Here is an 18571-nt window from a genome sequence, read left to right as displayed (position 1 = left end):
CGTACCGCTCACTTACAGTCGTGAACCGTGCCCCGCGCAGCGGCGTTCTTCGACCTGGACAAGACGGTCATCGCCAAGTCCAGCACCCTGGCCTTCGGGCGTCCGTTCTTCCAGGGCGGGCTGATCAACCGGCGCGCCGTGCTCAAGGGCGCCTACGCGCAGTTCGTCTTCTCCCTCGCCGGCGCCGACGCGCAGCAGATGGAGCGCATGCGGGCGCAGATCACCGAGATGTGCACCGGGTGGGACGTCACCACGGTGCACGAGATCGTGCGCGAGACGCTGCACGACATCGTCGAGCCGATGGTCTACGCCGAGGCGGCCGACCTGATGGAGGAGCACCGGGCGACCGGCCGGGAGATCGTCATCGTGTCCAGCAGCGGCGCGGAGATGGTGGAGCCGATCGGCGAGATGCTCGGCGTCGACCGGGTGCTGGCCACCCGCATGGTCACCGTCGACGGCCGCTACACCGGCGAGATCGACTTCTACGCCTACGGGGAGAACAAGGCCGTCGCGATCCGGGAGGTGGCCGCCGAGAGCGGCTACGACCTGGCCGACTGCTACGCCTACAGCGACTCGGTCACCGACCTGCCGATGCTGCAGGCGGTCGGGCACCCGACGGCGGTCAACCCCGACCGCGCGCTGCGCAGGGCCGCGACCGAGCACGGCTGGCCGGTGCTGGAGTTCACCTGGCCGGTGACCATGCGCTCGCGCTTCCCGGTCCCGTCCGCACCGGTCATGACCGGCGCGGCCGTGAGCGTGGGCGCCGCCGTCGTCGGCCTGACCTGGTACGCCCGCCGGCGCGCGCTGCGGGCGGTCGCCGCGCCCCCGTCGGCACCGGCTCCGGTGCCCGGCCGCTGGCGCCGCCGGGGCGCCTGACCGGCGACGGGTCAGCCGCGCAGCAGCGCCTCGGCGATCGCCAGTCCCTCGAGCGCCCCGTGCTCGGTGGCGCGGCAGCAGTGCACCAGCCACGCGGCCACGCCGTCGGGCTGCCCGGAGGCATAGCCGGCCAGCGCGCGGGCGTACTCCTCGCGGCCGAGCTCGGCGAAGCCGACCTCGGGCACCGACACGGCCTTGGGGTCCAGCCCGCGGGTGATGCCCGTCAGCCGGGCGGCCGCACGCGCGACGACACCGTCGGCGGTGCCGAACGGGGCGATCGCGGCCAGCTCCCCGTGCACCACCGCGGCCAGGACCACGGCCGGGACCGCGCTCTCGCCGGTGACCAGGGTGAACAGCCCGCTCAGCCGCGGGCCGGCGTGCGCACCGGGGCGGCCGAGGGCAGCGCGCTCGGCGAGGTCGGCCGCGGCCAGCACGTGCAGCCGGGCCAGCACCTGACCGGGCGCTCTCGACCAGGTGTCCATCATCGCGCCGAGGGCGGCCGAGGCGCGCAGCGAGCCCTGCACGACGGGATCGTCCACCTGCCCGGCCCGCAGGTCGGCCAGCGGCACGTCGACGCCCTCGAGAGCGGCCGACGCGCGGGCGCCGCGCAGCGCCGACTCGGTGCTGATCTCCGCGGACCGGTTGCGCATCAGCCGGTGCCGCAGCAGCCGGTCGATGCCGGCCCGCGCGCCCTCCGCGGCGTCCCGCACGCCGGGGAGGTCCAGCAGCGGGGCCAGCGGGTCGGCAGCGGCCGGGCGGGCCGCTGGGCGGGTGGTGCCGGGCCGCGCGGGGATCGTCACGCCCCGACGGTACGAGGCGGGCCGCGGTGGTCGGCGGCACCCTGGCTACGCTGCCGACCACCATGTCCCGCCCGTTGACCCTCCTGCTCGTGCGCCACGGGCAGAGCGAGTGGAACGCCGCCGGCCTCCTGCAGGGCCAGACCGCGCACGTGCCGCTGACCGACCTCGGGCACGCCCAGGCCGCCGGGGCCGCGCGCGAGCTGGCCGCCCTCCACCCCGGGGTGCTGGTCTCCAGCGACCTGCGCCGTGCCGTGCAGACCGCCGAGCACTGCGCCCGCGTCACCGGCCTGCCGGTGACGACGACGCCGGCGCTGCGCGAGCAGGGCTACGGCGTGCTCGAGGGTCGGCCGTCGCGCGAGCTGTGGGACGTCGTCGACTGGACCGACCCGCACTGGGCCCCACCCGGCGGGGAGAGCCTGGCCGAGCTGCACGCCCGTGTCGGCGCCTACCTGAAGTCCCTCTGTGCGGAGCCGCCGGCCGAGGTGGTCGCGCTGGTCACGCACGGCGACACCATCCGGGCCGCGCAGGCGGTCGCCGCGGGGCTCGGGCCGGACGCGATGCCGGCGGTGACGCCGCACAACGGCACGGTGACGGCCCTCGAGCTCGTCCTGTGAGCCCGGGGTGAGCCACGTGCTCGTGCTCGGCGGGTCACGGTCGGGGAAGTCCGCGCACGCCGAGTCGCTGCTGGCCGGCGTCCCCGACGTCACCTACCTCGCCACCTCTCTGCCAGCGACCGGGGACGCCGAGTGGGCCGAGCGGGTGGCCGCGCACCGGGCCCACCGGCCCCCGGGCTGGACGACGCTGGAGACCACCGCGCCCAGCGACCTGCTGCGCCGGGGCACCCTGCTGGTCGACAGCGTCACCACCTGGGTGGCCGCGCTGATGGACCAGACCGGCGTCTGGTCCGACGAGCCGGGCGCGCGGGACCGGCTGGCCCGCCACTGCGACGCGCTGGTCGAGGCCTGGACGATGACGCCGGCGCACGTGGTGGCGGTGTCGGACGAGGTGGGGCTGGGTGTGGTGCCCGAGACCCGCTCCGGGCGGCTGTTCCGCGACACCCTCGGCTCGGTCAACCAGCGACTGGCCGGCACCGCCGACGAGGTGTGGTTCGTGGTGGCCGGGCTGCCCCAGCGGTTGCGATGAGGTGGACCGGCCCGCTGGAGTCCGCCGCGCTGCTCACCGTCCTGCGGGTCCCGGCGCGGGCGGCGGCCTCCACCCGGGGTGTGCTGCCGTGGGCGCCGCTGGTGGGGCTGGTGCTGGGTGCGCTCGCGGCCGGCGTCGCCACCGCCGGGGCGCAGCTGGTCTCCCCGCTCACCGGAGCGGTCCTGGGGATCGCGCTCCTGGCCGTCCTGACCCGCGGGCTGCACCTCGACGGCCTGGCCGACACCGCCGACGGGCTGGGCCCGCTGCGGGGCCGCGAGCGTGCGCTCGAGGTCATGCGTCAGGGGGACGTCGGCCCGTTCGGCGTGGTCACCCTGCTGCTCACCGTCCTGCTGCAGGTGGCGGCCGCGGCCACCCTGCTCGAGGCCGAGCGGGGGTGGACGGCGGTCTGGGCGGCACCGCTGGTCGCGCGGCTGGCCATGGCCCGCACCGGGCTGGCCGGCGTCGGGATGGCCGAGGGGTCCGCGCTCGGGCGGTCGGTCGCCGGCACCGTCTCGGTGCGCTGGCTGGCCGGGTGGGTGTTCGCCACCGCGGTCCTCCTGACCCTCGCCGACCAGGCCCTCGCGGCGAGCGCGGCGGCCGGCCTGCTCGCGGCCGAACTCCTCCTGCGGCGGGCGCGCGCCCGGCTGGGCGGCGTCACCGGCGACGTGATGGGGGCGATGGGCGAGACGGCGGCCGCGGTCACCCTGCTGGTGTCCGCGGCCGCCCTCCGGTGAGGTGGTGGAACGGCCACCTTTCAGGGTCCCGCGCCGAGCCTGCGAGGCGTGGGGGGAGAAGTGGCCGTTCGTTCAGCGGCGGCGCAGGAGGCCGCCGAGCAGCCCGCCGAGCCCGGAGGCCGCGGGGGTCGCCCGGCCCGCCCGCCCGGTCGTCGCCCGGCCGTAACCGCGACCGGTCGACATCCGGCCGGCCGTGCCCGTGCCACCCATCCCGCGGCCGGTCCGGCGGCCGCCCGTCACACCCGCCGTCCCGCGTGCGGTTGCCCGACCCCCGCGGGCCGCGCTGCGTGCAGTGTTCTCTGCCGTGCCCATCAGTCGTCCGAGGATGCTCATGACCGCGGGGTACCCCGGAGCGCCCCGGTCGATGCGCGAACCGCCCGGTCAGGACCGGGAGGACGCCGGGGTCTCGCCGCCCTCGAGGTCGCCCTCGGTGTCGAGGTAGGCCTGCTGGAGCTCAGCCAGCAGCGCCGGGTCGGGCTCGGCCCACATCTGCCGGTCGACCGCCTCCAGCAGCCGCTCGGCGATGCCGTGCAGCGCCCACGGGTTGGACTGCTCGAGGAACGCGCGGTTCTCCGGGTCCAGCACGTAGCTCTGGGCGAGCTTCTCGTACATCCAGTCCGCGACCACGCCGGTCGTGGCGTCGTAGCCGAACAGGTAGTCGACGGTCGCGGCCAGCTCGAAGGCGCCCTTGTAGCCGTGCCGGCGCATCGCGGCCAGCCACTTCGGGTTGACCACCCGGGCGCGGAAGACGCGGGCGGTCTCCTCGGTCAGCGACCGGGTGCGCACCGACTCCGGCCGGGTCGAGTCGCCGATGTAGGCCCGTGGCGCCGAACCGGTCAGCGCGCGGACCGTCGCCACCATCCCGCCGTGGTACTGGAAGTAGTCGTCGGAGTCGGCGATGTCGTGCTCGCGGGTGTCGACGTTCTTCGCCGCCACCGCGATCCGCCGGTAGGCCGCCTCCATGTCCGGGCGCGCCTGCACGCCGTCCAGCCCGCGGCCGTAGGCGTAGCCGCCCCACACCGCGTAGACCTCGGCCAGGTCGGCGTCGCCGCGCCAGTCGCGGGAGTCGATGAGCGGCAGCAGCCCGGCCCCGTAGGCGCCCGGCTTGGACCCGAACACCCGCGTCGTGGCCCGCCGGCGGTCGCCGTGCCCGGCGACGTCGGCGTCCACGTGGGCGCGCACGAAGTTGCGGTCCGCGGGCTCGTCCAGCCCCGCCACCAGCGTCACCGCGTCGTCGAGCATGGTCACCACGTGCGGGAAGGCGTCCCGGAAGAAGCCGGAGATCCGCACGGTGACGTCGATCCGCGGCCGGCCCAGCTCGTCGAGCGGGATGGGCTCCAGGCCGGTCACCCGCCGCGAGGCGTCGTCCCACACCGGGCGGACGCCGAGCAGCGCGAGCACCTCGCCGACGTCGTCGCCGGACGTGCGCATCGCCGAGGTGCCCCACACCGACAGCCCGACCGAGGCCGGGTACTCCCCGGTGTCGGCCAGGTACCGCTCGACCAGCGACTCGGCCATCGCCTGCCCGGTCTCCCAGGCCAGCCGCGACGGGATCGCCCGCGGGTCGACCGAGTAGAAGTTGCGCCCGGTCGGCAGCACGTTGACCAGCCCGCGCAGCGGCGAGCCCGACGGGCCGGCGGGCACGTAGCCGCCCTCGAGGGCGTGCAGCGTCGCGTCCAGCTCGTCGGTGGTGCGCTCCAGCCGGGGCACCACCTCGTCGGCGGCGAACCGCAGGACGGCGGCCACCTGCTCGTCCTCGCGCCCGAGCACCCCGCGGACGACGGACCCGACGGCGCCGACAGTCCAGCCGGTCGCCTCCATGCCGGCGACCAGGTCGGCGGCCTGCGCCTCGACGGCGTCGGTGGTGACGCGATCGGCCCCCTCGGGCAGCCCGAGCGCCTCGCGCAGCCCGGGCAGCGCCACCGCGCCGCCCCAGATCTGCCGCGCGCGCAGCACGGCCAGCACCAGGTCGACCCGGTCCTGGCCGGACGGCGGCGTGCCGAGCACGTGCAGGCCGTCGCGGATCTGCGAGTCCTTGATCTCGCAGAGCCAGCCGTCGACGTGCAGGATCATCTCGTCGAAGTGGTCGTCCTCGGGCCGCTCGGCGAGCCCGAGGTCGTGGTCGAGCTTGGCCGCCTGCAGCAACGTCCAGATCTGCGCCCGCACCGCCGGCAGCTTCGCCGGGTCCATCGCCGCGACGTTCGCGTGCTCGTCGAGCAGCTGCTCCAGCCGGGCGATGTCGCCGTAGCTGTCGGCCCGGGCCATCGGCGGCACCATGTGGTCGACCAGCGTGGCGTGCGCCCGCCGCTTGGCCTGGCTGCCCTCCCCCGGGTCGTTGACCAGGAACGGGTAGACCAGCGGCAGGTCGCCGATCGCGGCGTCCGGCGCGCACGAGGCCGACAGCCCGACCGTCTTCCCCGGCAGCCACTCCAGGTTGCCGTGCTTGCCGACGTGCACCAGCGCGTGCGCGCCGAACGACGACCGCAGCCACCAGTAGGCGGCCAGGTAGTGGTGGGACGGCGGCAGGTCCGGGTCGTGGTAGATCGCGATCGGGTTCTCCCCGAAGCCGCGCGGCGGCTGCACCATCACGACGACGTTGCCCGCCCGCAGCGCGGCGAAGACGATGTCGTCACCGTCCACGAACAGCCCCCCCGGCGGCTCCCCCCAGTGCTCGACCATCGCCGCGCGCAGGTCCTCGGGGAGGGTGTCGAAGAAGGCGCGGTACTCGGCCGCCGGGATGCGCACCGGGTTGCCCGACAGTTGCTCCGACGTCAGCCAGTCGGCGTCCTGCCCGCCGGCGGCGATGAGCGCGTGCACCAGCGCGTCGCCGTCCAGGTCGGCCACGCCGGGCAGCGCGTCGGGGCCGTCGAACGGGCCGATGTCGTACCCGGCGCCGTGCATCGCGGCCAGCAGCCGGACGACGGACGCCGGGGTGTCCAGGCCGACGGCGTTGCCGATGCGGGCGTGCTTGGTCGGGTAGGCGCTCAGCATCACGACGATGCGGCGCTCGGCGGGCGGGGTGTGCCGCAGCCGGGCGTGCGCGACGGCGGTGCCGGCCACCCGCGCGGCCCGCTCGGGGTCGGCGACGTAGCGGGTCAACCCGTCGGCGTCGGTCTCCTTGAAGGAGAACGGCACGCTGATCAGCCGGCCGTCGAACTCCGGGATCGCGACCTGGTTGCCCACGTCGAGCGGCGAGAGGCCGTCGTCGTCGGCCAGCCACTCCTCGCGGGAGCGGGTCAGGCACAGCCCCTGGACCACCGGCACGTCGAGCGCGGCCAGCGCGCCGACGTCCCACGCGCCGTCGTCCCCGCCGGCCTGGGCGGTGGCCGGCCGCGAGCCGCCGGCGGCGAGCACGGTGACGACCAGGGCGTCGGCGCCGCGCAGCGTCTCGAGCAGGGCGGGGTCGACGGTGCGCAGCGTCGAGGTGAAGACCGGCAGCGCCCGGCCGCCGGCGTCCTCGACGGCCCGGCAGAGGTCCTCGACGAAGGCGGTGTTCCCGGCCAGGTGGTGCGCCCGGTAGTAGAGGACGGCGATCCGCGGGCCGCTGCCACGGCTGTGCTGGATGCCGCCGTTCCGGTCTCGCTCCGCTCCTCGGTCGCTGGCGCTCCCTGCGATGCTCACTCGCCCGTCACCGGCGGGGTCCCGCTCCAGCACCCCCCAGTCCGGCGCAACGACCGGCGGCTCGAAGCCCTCGCCGGTGAGCAGCACGGTGTCGGAGAGGAAGCGGTGCAGCTGGACGAGGTTGTCCGGCCCGCCCTGTGCCAGGTAGCCGTGCGCCTCGGTCGCGACGCCCATCGGGACCGTCGACAGCTCCATCAGCTCGGCGTCGGGCAGCGCCTCCCCGCCGAGGACGACGACCGGCGCAGGCCCGGCCAGCAGTGGGGCGAGCAGCTCCTCGTACTGCCGGCGCACGCCGAGGAGGCGGACGACGACCAGCTCCGCGCCGTCGGTGAGGGCCGCGAGCCCGGCGTCGTCCAGGCGGGCGGGGTTGCCCAGGCGCCAGCCGGCACCGCTGGCGCGGGCGGAGAGGAGGTCGGTGTCGCTGGTCGACAGCAGCGTGAACACCGACGGCACGCTACCGGGACGAGCTGGGGCTCGGCGGCGAGGACCCGGCCGCCTCCGGCGGGTGGCGACGCCCCGGTCCGCCGGACCCGCGCGCACGACCGGCGGGGACCGGCGACGCCGCGGCTCTAGCGTGCGCGCATGGCCCCTCCCCTGGTGCCCTCGTTCCCCGCCGACGCGTTCGGCCGCGTGCTGTGCGTCGTCGCGCACCCCGACGACGTCGAGTACGGCACCTCCTCCGCCGTCGCCGCCTGGACCGCCGCCGGCACCGAGGTCGCCTACCTGCTGCTCACCCGCGGCGAGGCCGGCATGGACGCCTGCCGCCCCGAGGAGACCGCCCGGCTGCGGACGGCCGAGCAGGTGGCCGCCGGCGAGGCGGTCGGCGTGCGCGACACCCGCTTCCTCGACCACCCCGACGGCGTCCTGGAGTACGGCCTGGGCCTGCGGCGGGACATCGCGCGGGTGATCCGGGAGCTCCGTCCCGACGCCCTGCTCGTCGGCACGTGGGAGGTCGAGTTCGTGGCCGGGCTCAACCAGGCCGACCACCGGGTCGCCGGGCTCGCCGCGGTGGACGCGCTGCGCGACGCCGGCAACCGCTGGGTGTTCCCCGAGCTGGTCGACGAGGGGCTCGAGCCGTGGCCGGTGCGCTGGCTGCTCGTCGGCGGCGACCCGCGCCCGACCCACGGCGTGGACGTCACGGGCGAGCCGCTGGAACGGGGCATCGCCTCGCTGGAGGCGCACGGGCAGTACCTGGCCGGCATCCCCGGGCACCCGCCCCCGCGGGCGATGATCACCGGGATCACGGCGCTGCAGGGGCGGGCGATGGGGGTCCCGCACGCGGTCCTCTTCCGGGCCTTCGACTTCGCGGCCCCGCCGCCGATCGCGCTGGAGGCGATGCGCGCCGCGGCGGAGCCGGTGGGCTGAGCCGGGTCAGCAGCCCCCGCCGCCGTCCCCACCACCGCCCCCGCAGTCGCCGCCGAAGCCACCGCCCCAGCCGGCCCCGGCCCACCCGGCGGAACCGCCGTGGGCGTACGCCCCGGTGTGGCTGCGGCGGACCTCGCGCGCGGTCGGGCCCGACTCCGCCAGGACGTACGGCCGGGGTGGGGCGAAGACCGCCGCCCGCAGGTCGGCATCCGCCCACGCGCCGGGTCCGTCGAGCGCCACGGCGAGGACCTCGGGGCGCCCGCCGGCCGGCGGGCCCGACCGGAGCCGGCGCAGCGCCCGCCGCCCCGCGGAGGTCAGGCCGACGAGCGGCCAGGCGCGCCCGGCCGTGGCGCCCACGCCGCCGCGCCGGGAGACCAGTCCCGCCCGCTGCAGCCCGTCGGCGAGTGCGACCAGCCGGGCGTCGGTGCGCACCCGCCAGGCGATCCCGTCGATCGACCGGCGGGCGCGGGGACCGGCGGCGTCGAGCACGGCGGCCTCCACCGGGTGCCCGCGGCGGGGGTCGGCCACGTGCAGCTCGGCGGTGGACCGGGTGACCCGCAGGCGGCCGTCCGCGACGAGGGCCACCACCGCGGCCTCGACGGCCCGGCGCGGACCGCCGGCCAGGTAGGCGACCTCGTACAGGTCGGAGCCGAGGAGGGGGAGGTGCGTTCCGGTCATGTCCGTCGTCCTTCGCGTCGAGGATCGAGAGGGGCTGCGGCCGCGCCTCGACGGTCGCACGTCCCGCCGCATCGCTGCGAGCGTGCTTGCACGATTGCACGCACGGCTACCGTTGCGCCGTGCTCGAACGGGACACGCCCTCGGTGCGGGAGCGCCGCCTGGCCCGTGAACTCCGCCGGCTGCGGACCGGCGAGCAGCTGCACGCCAAGGACGTCGCCGCGCGGCTCGGGTGGTCGCCGTCGAAGGTCTCGCGGATCGAGACCGCGCGGATCGGCATCGCCGCCGACGACCTCGACCGGCTGCTCGAGCTGTACCGGGTCCCCGACGCGCAGGCCGACCTGCTGCGCCGGCTCGCGCCGTCGGCCCGGCCCCGCGGCTGGTGGGACGCCTACGCCGACACCCTGTCGGCCGGGTACGCCAACCTGATCCGGCTGGAGGCCGGATCGCGGGTGCTGCGCTGCTTCGGCGCGCTGGTCCCGCACGCGCTGCTGCAGACCCCGGACTACGTGCGCCAGGTCGTGCTCTCCACCTGGGAGCGGCCCGCGCCGCCCGAGGTCGAGCGGCGGGTGCAGGTCTGCCGCCGGCGCCAGGAGGTCCTCGACGCGACCGACCCGATGCGGCTGGAGGCGGTTCTCGACGAGTCCGTGCTCCGCCGCGTCGCCGCCGCGCCGGGGACGCCCGACGGCGCGGCGGTGCTGCGCGGGCAGCTCGAGTGGCTGGCCGAGGTGGCCCGGCGGCCCAACGTCACGGTCCGGGTGCTCCCGTTCGACGCCGGCCTGCCGCCGGTGACGGCGGGCTCGTTCTCCGTCCTCGAGTCGCGCGCCACCGGGACCCCGGACGTCGTCTACCTGGAGAACAAGACGCGGATCGCCTTCGTCGACGGGGAGGCCGAGGTGCACCGCTACGGCCGGGCCTTCGACCTGCTCACCGAGATGGCGCTGGACCCCGACGCGTCGGCGGGCCTGATCGAGCGGCGGGCCGCCGAGCTGTCCTGAGGCTCAGCCGCCGGCCCGGGAGGCGAGGGCGCCCTCGAGCCAGGCCCGCAGCGCGTGCTCCGGTGCGGCCCCGGCCTGCCGGGCCACGACCTCACCCCGGTCCAGCACGAGCAGCGTCGGCACGGCCTGCACGCCGAACCGCCGGGCGAGCCCCGGTGCGGCGTCGACGTCGACCTTGACCAGCTTCACCCGGCCGGCGAGGGCCGCGGCCAGCCGCTCCAGGGCGGGGCTCACCGCGCGGCACGGTCCGCACCACGTCGCCCACAGGTCGACGAGCACGGGCACCGGTGAGCGCTCGGCGACCTCCGCGAAGTCCGCGTCCCCGGCGTCCGCCACCCACGGCAGCGCCGCCCGGCACCTGCCGCACCGCGGGGTGCCGGCCGCGGCCGCCGGCACCCGGTTGCGCTGCCCGCAGGCCGAGCACGGGCCGATCCGGTTCGCCACCTCGGCTCCTCTCCCCGTTCCCGGATGCCTCAGGCCGCGCCGAGGGCGTCGGCCACCCGGTGGTGCGCCACCGCCTCGCCGGCCCGGCTCTGCCGCTCCAGCGTGCGCGCCAGCGCCCGTCGGGCCCAGCCGTTGGCCGGGGCCATCTCCACCAGGCGGGCCAGCGCCTCCTCCGCCCGCGCCAGCTGGGCGGACCCGAAGTAGGACCGGGCCAGCAGCTCCAGGGCGGCCTCGTTGGCCGGCTCTGCCTCGACCAGCGGCTCCAGCAGGCGCGCCGCCTCGATCGGCTGGCCCATCGAGAGGAAGAGGTCCGCGCGCAGGAACTCCGAGTGCAGGTCGCGCTGCGTCATGCCGGACACAACCGCTCCACCCGCCCGCAACTTCCCGCAGAAGAACCTCGCTGTAGTGCATCCACCCAGGCTCCGGAGGCGAACAATGGGCACCGTCACCTCACCCGGGAGTCCCCATGGCCCTGCGACTGCACCTCCCGCACCGCACCAGGTCCTCCTCCGGACCGGACGGCGAACCGCACCTCGGCGCGCGGGTGTTCGCCGTCCAACGCACCGGCGCCGTCCTGGTGGCGCTGTTCCTCCTCGTCTTCGGCCTGCTCGGCTTCGCCGACCGCCTGGACTTCTTCTCGACCGAGGGCGAGCGCATCCTCGGGTTGTCGTCCAACGGGCTGCTGTCCACGATCTCCGTGGTCGTGGCGCTCGTGCTGCTGGCGGCCGCGGCACGCAGTCCCCGCACCGTCTCGACGGTGATGATCGTCATCGGCGCGCTGTTCCTGCTCTCCGCCCTGGTCAACCTGGCGGTGCTGCGCACCTCCTTCAACCTGCTGGCGTTCGAGTTCGAGAACGTCGTCTTCTCCGTCGTCACTGGACTGCTCCTGCTCACGCTCGGCGCCTACGGCCGGATCAGCGGGCACCTGCCGCCGGACAGCCCGTACGCCCACCCGGGGTCGGCCGACGACATGGACGTCGACCTGACTAGCGAGCTGCCGTCCACCCCCGCCGAGGTCGCCGCGGAGCAGGCGATGCGCGATGCCGAGAGAGCCGTCGCCCTGCACGCCGGCACCGACGACCAGCGCCGCCGGGTTGCGGCGATGGCGCGGGTGCACAGCCGGGCCGACCGCCGGCGGGTGTGGATGTCCTTCGACGAGGCCGGGCGCGAGCTGCGCTGACCGGGTCGCCGCCGGTCACCCGGCGGGAGGGCGGGCCGTACCCTCGCCTCCGCCATGACCGCCAGCCCTCCCGCCGCCCGGGTCCGCACCGACGCGTGCCCCGGGACGCTGCAGACCCACGCCGCCGCCGACGGCGCGCTGGCCCGGGTACGGGTGCCCGGCGGGCTCCTGACCGGGAGCCAGCTGCGGGCGCTGGCCGCCGCGGCCCGCGACCTCGGCGACGGGGCGCTGGAGCTCACCAGCCGGGGCAACGTGCAGCTGCGCGGGCTGCGGGCCGGCGCGGAGGCCGCGCTGGGGAACCGGCTCGCCGCGGCCGGCCTGCTGCCCAGCGCCACGCACGAGCGGGTGCGCAACGTGCTGGCCAGCGCGCTGACCGGCCGAGCCGGCGGGCACGTCGACGCCCGGCCGTGGGTGCGCGCGCTGGACGCCGTGATCTGCGCCGACCCCGCGCTCGCCGCGCTGCCCGGCCGGTACCTGGTCACGCTGGACGACGGCCGCGGCGACGTCGCCGGGCTCGGTGGGGACGTCGGCCTGCTCGCCCTCTCCCCCGCCGAGGTCGCGCTGACCCTGGCCGGCGCCGACTCCGGGCTGCGCGCCCACCCGGACGACGCGGTCGCCCTCACCCTCGCAGCGACCAGCGCCTTCCTCGACGAGCGCGCCGCCCAGGGCGGCACCGCCTGGCGCCTCGCCGAGCTCGACGACGGTGCGGTTCGAGTCGCCGCCCGCCTGGGCGCCACCCTCCCGGCCGCCTACGACTGCCTTTCGCGCGCGAAAGGCACCTCCGGGCCGGTCGGCTCCGTGGCGCAGCGTGACGGGCGGGTCGCGCTCGTCGCCGTCGTCCCCCTCGGCCGGCTCACCGCCGACCAGGCCGACCTGCTCGCCCGGCTCGCCGACGAGGTGCAGCTGACGCCGTGGCGCAGCGTCGTCGTCCCCGATCTCGCGGAGGACGCGGTCGACGACGCCGCCGCGGCGCTGCACCGGACCGGCATGGTGTTCGACGCGGACAGCCCCTGGACGCGGGTGACCGCGTGCGCCGGGCGGCCGGGCTGCGCGAAGTCGCTGGCCGACGTCCGGGCCGACGCCGCCCGGGCCGTGGCGACCGGCACCCTGCCGGCCGGCGACGCCCGCCAGCACTGGGCCGGGTGCGAACGCCGCTGCGGCCGTCCCCGCGGCGAGGTCGTCGACGTCGTGGCGACCGGGTCCGGATACCGAGTCGGAGAGGGCTGATGTACGAGTACGAGAAGGACGGCGCGGAGATCTACCGGCGCTCGTTCGCCACCATCCGCGCCGAGACCGAGCTGGCCGGCCTGCCCGAGGACGTCGCCCGCGTGGCCGTGCGCATGGTGCACGCCTGCGGGCAGGTGGACCTGGTCGAGGACCTCGCCTTCTCCCCCGGCGTCGTGGCGCGGGCCCGCGAGGCGCTGGACGCCGGCGCCCCGGTGCTCTGCGACGCGGAGATGGTGGCCTCGGGCGTCACCCGGCGGCGGCTGCCCAAGGACAACGACGTCGTCTGCACGCTCAACGACCCGCGGACGCCGGCGCTGGCCGCCGACCTCGGCACCACGCGCACCGCGGCGGCGCTGGAGCTGTGGCGCGACCGGCTGGACGGCGCCGTGGTCGCCATCGGCAACGCGCCCACCGCGCTGTTCCACCTGCTGGAGATGGTCGCCGCCGGGGCACCCCGGCCCGCCGCGGTCCTCGGGATCCCGGTCGGCTTCATCGGCGCGGTGGAGTCCAAGGACGCGCTGGCGGCCTCCGACCTCGAGCACCTGGTGGTCCGCGGCCGGCGCGGCGGCAGCGCCATCACCGCGGCGGCCGTGAACGCGATCGCGAGCGACGTGGAATGAGCGGGCGTCTCTACGGGGTGGGCCTCGGCCCCGGCGACCCCGAGCTGGTCACCGTCAAGGCCGCCCGGCTCATCGCCGCCGCCGACGTCGTCGCCTTCCACGCCGCCCAGCACGGCCGCTCGGTCGCCCGGTCCGTGGCCGCGCCCTACCTGCGCGAAGGCCAGGTGGAGGAGCTGCTGGTCTACCCGGTCACCACCGAGACCACCGACCACCCCGGCGGCTACCAGGGCGCCATCGACGAGTTCTACGAGGCGGCCGCGGCCCGGCTGGCCGCGCACCTGGACGCCGGCCGCGACGTCGTCGTCCTCGCCGAGGGGGATCCGTTTTTCTACGGCTCCTACATGCACATGCACAAGCGGCTGGCCTCCCGGTACCCGACCGAGGTGGTGCCGGGTGTGACCAGCGTGAGCGGGGCCGCCGCGGCGGTCGGCCGGCCGCTGGTCGAGCGGGACGAGGTGCTCACCGTGCTGCCCGGCACGCTCGGCGCCCCCGAGCTCGCCGAGTGGCTGGCCACCACCGACTCGGCGGCGGTGCTGAAGCTCGGCCGCAGGTTCGGCAACGTGCGGGAGGCCTTCGACGCCGCAGGGGTGCTCGACCGGGCGCTCTACGTCGAGCGGGCGACCAGCGACCGGCAGCGCACCCTGCCGCTGGCCGACGTCGACCCGGCGACGGTCCCCTACTTCTCCCTCGCCCTGCTGCCCAGCCCGCTGACCGGCCCGACCGCCGGACCCGAGCCGTCCGCGGACGCCGCACCCCGCACCGGCGAGGTCGTCGTCGTCGGCCTCGGCCCGGGCGCCCGCTGCTGGACGACGCCGGAGGCCGCCGAGGCGCTGGCCGCCGCCGACGACCTGGTCGGCTACGGCCCGTACCTGGACCGGGTGCCGGCCAACCCGCGGCAGACCCGGTACCCCAGCGACAACCGGGTGGAGGCCGAGCGCGCTGCGCACGCCATGGACCTGGCGCGGTCCGGGCGGCGGGTCGCGGTGGTCTCCAGCGGCGACCCCGGCGTCTTCGCGATGGCCGCCGCGGTGCTCGAGGTCGCCGAGCGGCCCGAGTACGCCGACGTCCCGGTGCGGGTGCTGCCCGGCCTCACCGCCGCGCAGGCCGTCGCGGCCCGGGCCGGCGCGCCGCTCGGGCACGACTTCGCGGTGGTCAGCCTCTCCGACGTCCGCAAGCCGTGGGACGTCGTCGTCGAGCGGCTGCGCCACGCCTCGGCCGCCGACCTGGTGCTCGCCCTCTACAACCCGCGGTCGAAGGCGCGCCCGCACCAGCTCGCCGAGGCCCTGCAGGTGCTGCTGGAGAGCCGCAAGCCCGACACCGTGGTCGTCGTCGGCCGCGACGTGGGCGGGCCGGAGGAGCGCGTCCGGGTCACCACTCTCGGCCAGCTCGACCCCGAGACCGTCGACATGCGCTGCTGCGTCATCGTCGGCTCGTCGCAGACCCGCGTCAGCGCCACCGGCGCGGTCTACAGCCCGCGTACCTATCCCTAGACGGGTCGTGACACTCAGTGCCACGCCTGGCACGATGGCGCGCCAGTGGCGTGCGTCACCCTCCCGGGAGACGGCGCTGACGGCCGGGCGATCGCGGGAGGGGCTCTCATGGCGAGCACGAGGGACTGGTTCGAGACGGTCGAGGAGGCCCAGCACCGCGCCAGGAAGCGGCTGCCGCGGTCGGTCTACCTGGCGCTGGTCGCCGGCACCGAGAAGGGGCTGACGGCGAGCGACAACGTCGCCGCCTTCGACGAGATCACCTGGCGCCCGCACGTCGCCGACCTGCACGCCAAGCGCGAGCTGGCCACCACGGTGATGGGCCAGGACGTGTCCATGCCGGTGCTCATCTCCCCCACCGGCGTCCAGGCCGTGCACCCCGACGGCGAGGTGGCCGTGGCCCGCGCGGCCGCGGCCGCGGACGTGGCGATGGGCCTGTCCTCCTTCGCCAGCAAGCCGGTGGAGGAGGTCGGCGCGGCCCAGCCGAAGCTGTTCTTCCAGATGTACTGGGTCGGCTCGCGGGAGACGATCCTCGCCCGGGCCGAGCGGGCCCGCGCCGCCGGCGCCAAGGGCCTGATCATGACGCTGGACTGGTCGTTCGCCTCCCGGCGCGACTGGGGCAGCCCGCCCATCCCCGAGAGGATCGACGTCAAGAACGCGCTGAAGTTCGCCCCCGAGGTGGTGCGCAAGCCGCGCTGGCTGGCCACCTACCTGCGCTCCGGGTCCATCCCCGAGCTCACCGTCCCCAACCTGGCCCTCGGCGGCGAGGAGCCGCCGAACTTCTTCGGCGCCTACGGCCAGTGGATGGGCACCCCGCTGCCCACCTGGGAGGACGTCGCCTGGCTGCGCGAGCAGTGGGGCGGGCCGTTCATGCTCAAGGGCATCACCCGACCCGACGACGCCCGCCGCGCCGTCGACGCCGGCGTCACTGCCATCTCGGTCTCCACGCACGGCGGCAACAACCTCGACGGCACGCCGGGGGCGATCCGCTCGCTGCCCGGCGTCGTGGACGCCGTCGGCGACCAGGTCGAGGTGGTCATGGACGGCGGGGTGCGCCGCGGCGCCGACGTCGTCAAGGCGATGGCCCTGGGCGCACGGGCGGTCATGATCGGCCGCGCCTACCTGTGGGGCATGGCCGCGAACGGTGAGCGCGGCGTGCAGAACGTGCTGGCGATCATCCGGCAGGGCATCGACGAGGCGCTGCTCGGGCTCGGGAAGGCGTCGGTGCACGACCTGACCCGCGAGGACGTCGCCCTGCCGCCGCACTTCACCCGCAGCTGAGCGGCCCGCCCCGCCGGCCGCCGGGAATGCCGACGCGGCGGGCGGGCTTGCGCTGTTGCGTGCCCGCCCGCCGCGCGTCCCGCGCCGCCCCGTTCTGGACGGCGGCCGTGCTGCTGGTCCTCGTGCTCGCGGCCTCCGGCGTCCCCTCGCCGCTCTACCGCGTCTACCAGGAGCGGTTCGGGTTCTCCGCCGGCGTGCTGACGACGGTCTTCGGCATCTACGCCATCGCGCTGCTCGCCACGCTGCTGGTCGTGGGCGCGCTGTCGGACCACGTGGGACGCCGGCCGGTGATCGTGGCCGGGATGCTGCTGCAGGTCGTCGCGATGGCGCTGTTCTGGGCCGCCGACTCGGTGGGCTGGCTGCTGGCCGCGCGCGTGGTGCAGGGGCTGTCGGTCGGCGGCCTCACGGGCGCTCTGGGCGCGACGCTGCTGGACCACCAGCGCGGCGACCGCCCGCTCGGCGCCCTGGTCAACAGCGCCTCTCCCGGGTTCGCGCTCGCGCTCGGCGCGGTCAGCGCCGGGCTGGCGGTGGAGTTCGCGCCGGCCCCCACCGCCTGGGTGTTCGGCACGCTGACCGTGCTGTTCGCCGTCGCCGCCGGGGTGGCCTGGCTGTTGCCGGAGTCCTCACCGCGGATCCCGGGCGCGCTGGCCTCGCTGCGGCCCCGGGTGCACGTGCCCTCGTCCCAGCGCGCGGCCTTCCTCGTCGCGGCGCCCTGCCTGGTGGCGATGTGGGCGCTCGGCGGGCTCTACCTGTCACTCGGGCCGTCCGTGGCCGCCGGCGTCTTCGGCCTCACCGACCACCTCGTCGGCAGCCTGGTCATCGTGGCCATGCAGGGCATGGGCGCCGTCGGCGGCATCACCCTGCGCAACGCGGCACCGCACACGGCGATGCTCACCGGCTCCCTGGTCTTCGCCGTCGGCGTGAGCGGCACGATCGTCTCGCTGGTCACCGGCAACGCCGCGCTGTTCTTCGCCGCGGCCGTCGTCTCGGGGTTCGGCTTCGGCGCCGCCTTCCTCGGCGCGGTGGCCACCGTGACCGCCGGCGTCGCGCCCGGCGAGCGCGGTGGGCTGCTGTCCAGCGTCTTCGTCGTGGGCTACCTGGCCTTCAGCGTCCCGGCCGTCGCCGCGGGGCTGGCCTCGGGCGCGGTGGGGCTGCGGCCGACCGCGGCGGTCTACGGCGCCGCGGTCATCGCGCTGGCCCTGCTCGCGGCGGCCGGGCTGCTGCGGCACCGCCGCACCGCGCACCGGGCCCCCACCGTCGACCGGCCCGAGCCCGCCACCGCCCGCGCCTGACGCGGCGTGATCGCCGACCTCGCACGGCTAGCGGGCGGGTCCGCGCGAGATCGCCGATGTCGCCGGACAGGTCAGCGCAGGACGGCGTCCAGGAAGCCCTGCAGCCGCTGCTCGAGCTCGGCGGTGCGCTCGGCGGCGACCTCCTCCGGGTCGCGCTCGCGCAGCCACGGCGGGATCTCCTCCCGCGCGCGGACGGCGCAGGCCAGGTCGGCACAGACGTAGGTGCCCACCGTGTTGCCGTTCCGGCCGGCCTCCCCGGCGCGGCGCGCGGTGAACAGTGAGACGTCGCTGCCCGACTGCGCCGTCTGGCACAGCAGGCACATGGCCGGCGTGGCCGGGGACATCCGGGTGTCGGCGGCGCGCACCGCGACGCCGACGGGCCGCCCGTCCCGCTCGAGCACCAGGTACCCGCGCAGCGGCGCCTTCGGGTCGCGCCAGCCGAGGACGACGAGCTCCTCCCAGGCCGTGTCGGCGAAGGTGCGCGGCAGCGTCAGGGCCTCGGCCTCGCCGCGCGAGCAGTTCACGAAGGACCGCCGCACCTGCTTCTCCGTGAGCGCGCGCACCGTTCCTGCTCCCCCCGTCGTCGGACTGGCCGGCGGACATCATGCGCGACGCCGCCCGAGCGGTCAGCCGGACATCCGGTCCAGCGCCGTCCGCACCGCTGCCGGTGTGGCCGCCACCACCCGCGCCCCGGCGTCCGCCAGCTCGCCGGGAGAGGCGGGGCCCCAGCCGGCGCCGATGCACGGCAGCCCGTGCGCGGCCGCGCCCAGGACGTCGTGCGCCCGGTCGCCGACCAGCACCGGCCGCTCGCCGTCGGGGTGGGGCGGC

Annotated in this window: 19 protein-coding genes; 12 read left to right on the top strand and 7 right to left on the bottom strand. The window is 76.5% G+C overall.

Features of this window, described 5'->3' with window-relative positions:
* Nucleotides 1-27: 27 nt before the first annotated feature.
* Entirely contained in the window at nt 28-876 is an 849-nt protein-coding gene (locus ACI78Z_RS03205; RefSeq protein WP_457035073.1) for an HAD family hydrolase, read from the top strand.
* Between the two features lie 11 nt (nt 877-887).
* Here ACI78Z_RS03205 and ACI78Z_RS03200 read toward each other — a convergent pair whose 3' ends face one another.
* Entirely contained in the window at nt 888-1676 is a 789-nt protein-coding gene (locus ACI78Z_RS03200) for an oxidoreductase (RefSeq protein ID WP_457035072.1), read from the bottom strand.
* A gap of 62 nt (nt 1677-1738) precedes the next feature.
* On the opposite strand from ACI78Z_RS03200, the gene ACI78Z_RS03195 reads away from it, so the two are divergent.
* From ACI78Z_RS03195 to ACI78Z_RS03185, 3 genes are read left to right on the top strand one after another with little or no spacing between them, the layout of a single operon-like run.
* The gene (locus ACI78Z_RS03195; RefSeq protein ID WP_457035071.1) at nt 1739-2290 is read left to right on the top strand and encodes a histidine phosphatase family protein; all 552 of its coding nucleotides are present in this window, start codon (nt 1739-1741) and stop codon (nt 2288-2290) included.
* Nucleotides 2291-2297: 7 nt separating this feature from the next.
* Entirely contained in the window at nt 2298-2819 is a 522-nt protein-coding gene (gene cobU, locus ACI78Z_RS03190; protein ID WP_457035070.1) for a bifunctional adenosylcobinamide kinase/adenosylcobinamide-phosphate guanylyltransferase, read from the top strand.
* A complete protein-coding gene (locus tag ACI78Z_RS03185; protein WP_457035069.1) occupies nt 2816-3553 on the top strand; it encodes an adenosylcobinamide-GDP ribazoletransferase in 738 nt (245 codons plus the stop codon). The genes cobU and ACI78Z_RS03185 overlap by 4 nt, the downstream gene beginning before the upstream one ends.
* Before the next feature lie 381 nt (nt 3554-3934).
* On the opposite strand, the gene cobN is transcribed toward ACI78Z_RS03185, so the two are convergent.
* Entirely contained in the window at nt 3935-7618 is a 3684-nt protein-coding gene (gene cobN, locus ACI78Z_RS03180; RefSeq protein ID WP_457035068.1) for a cobaltochelatase subunit CobN, read from the bottom strand.
* Nucleotides 7619-7756: 138 nt separating this feature from the next.
* Between cobN and ACI78Z_RS03175 the strand changes: the two genes are divergently transcribed.
* Entirely contained in the window at nt 7757-8539 is a 783-nt protein-coding gene (locus ACI78Z_RS03175) for a PIG-L deacetylase family protein (RefSeq protein ID WP_457035067.1), read from the top strand.
* 6 nt (nt 8540-8545) lie between these two features.
* Here the strand turns inward: ACI78Z_RS03175 and ACI78Z_RS03170 are convergent, their stop codons facing one another.
* Nucleotides 8546-9289 (bottom strand): TIGR04222 domain-containing membrane protein, encoded by a 744-nt coding sequence (locus ACI78Z_RS03170; RefSeq protein WP_457035066.1) that lies wholly within the window; start codon nt 9287-9289, stop codon nt 8546-8548.
* A 47-nt stretch (nt 9290-9336) separates the two neighbouring features.
* Between ACI78Z_RS03170 and ACI78Z_RS03165 the strand changes: the two genes are divergently transcribed.
* The gene (locus ACI78Z_RS03165; protein ID WP_457035065.1) at nt 9337-10212 is read left to right on the top strand and encodes a helix-turn-helix domain-containing protein; all 876 of its coding nucleotides are present in this window, start codon (nt 9337-9339) and stop codon (nt 10210-10212) included.
* 3 nt (nt 10213-10215) lie between these two features.
* On the opposite strand, the gene trxA is transcribed toward ACI78Z_RS03165, so the two are convergent.
* The gene (gene trxA / locus ACI78Z_RS03160) at nt 10216-10656 is read right to left on the bottom strand and encodes a thioredoxin (protein ID WP_457035064.1); all 441 of its coding nucleotides are present in this window, start codon (nt 10654-10656) and stop codon (nt 10216-10218) included.
* 29 nt (nt 10657-10685) lie between these two features.
* Complete coding sequence (locus ACI78Z_RS03155) at nt 10686-11006, bottom strand: tetratricopeptide repeat protein (protein WP_457035063.1); 321 nt, start codon at nt 11004-11006, stop codon at nt 10686-10688.
* Nucleotides 11007-11122: 116 nt separating this feature from the next.
* Between ACI78Z_RS03155 and ACI78Z_RS03150 the strand changes: the two genes are divergently transcribed.
* The 6 genes from ACI78Z_RS03150 to ACI78Z_RS03125 all read left to right on the top strand — a co-directional run bounded on the left by ACI78Z_RS03150 (nt 11123) and on the right by ACI78Z_RS03125 (nt 17743).
* On the top strand, nt 11123-11836 hold the full coding sequence (locus tag ACI78Z_RS03150) for a DUF4383 domain-containing protein (RefSeq protein WP_457035062.1): 714 nt from the start codon (nt 11123-11125) through the stop codon (nt 11834-11836).
* Nucleotides 11837-11890: 54 nt separating this feature from the next.
* Nucleotides 11891-13063, top strand: a complete 1173-nt coding sequence (cobG, locus tag ACI78Z_RS03145; RefSeq protein WP_457035061.1) for a precorrin-3B synthase — start codon at nt 11891-11893, stop codon at nt 13061-13063.
* Nucleotides 13063-13683 carry a precorrin-8X methylmutase gene (locus tag ACI78Z_RS03140; RefSeq protein ID WP_457035060.1) on the top strand — a complete coding sequence of 207 codons (621 nt, stop codon included), beginning with the start codon at nt 13063-13065 and terminating at the stop codon, nt 13681-13683. Before cobG ends, ACI78Z_RS03140 begins: the two co-directional genes overlap by 1 nt.
* Nucleotides 13680-15173, top strand: a complete 1494-nt coding sequence (locus ACI78Z_RS03135; RefSeq protein WP_457035059.1) for a precorrin-2 C(20)-methyltransferase — start codon at nt 13680-13682, stop codon at nt 15171-15173. The genes ACI78Z_RS03140 and ACI78Z_RS03135 overlap by 4 nt, the downstream gene beginning before the upstream one ends.
* A gap of 108 nt (nt 15174-15281) precedes the next feature.
* Complete coding sequence (gene mftD, locus ACI78Z_RS03130; RefSeq protein WP_457035058.1) at nt 15282-16451, top strand: pre-mycofactocin synthase MftD; 1170 nt, start codon at nt 15282-15284, stop codon at nt 16449-16451.
* Nucleotides 16452-16510: 59 nt separating this feature from the next.
* The gene (locus tag ACI78Z_RS03125) at nt 16511-17743 is read left to right on the top strand and encodes an MFS transporter (RefSeq protein WP_457035057.1); all 1233 of its coding nucleotides are present in this window, start codon (nt 16511-16513) and stop codon (nt 17741-17743) included.
* Nucleotides 17744-17814: 71 nt separating this feature from the next.
* On the opposite strand, the gene ACI78Z_RS03120 is transcribed toward ACI78Z_RS03125, so the two are convergent.
* Together ACI78Z_RS03120 and ACI78Z_RS03115 are read right to left on the bottom strand one after the other, a co-directional pair.
* Entirely contained in the window at nt 17815-18306 is a 492-nt protein-coding gene (locus tag ACI78Z_RS03120; protein ID WP_457035056.1) for an FBP domain-containing protein, read from the bottom strand.
* Nucleotides 18307-18369: 63 nt separating this feature from the next.
* Entirely contained in the window at nt 18370-18543 is a 174-nt protein-coding gene (locus tag ACI78Z_RS03115; RefSeq protein WP_457035055.1) for an HAD hydrolase-like protein, read from the bottom strand.
* Between the last annotated feature and the right edge of the window lie 28 nt (nt 18544-18571).

It is taken from the genome of Geodermatophilus sp. SYSU D01176, assembly GCF_054050015.1.
The sequence above is the reverse complement of the archived record's forward strand: the minus strand, read 5'-3'. Positions and strand labels throughout refer to the sequence as shown.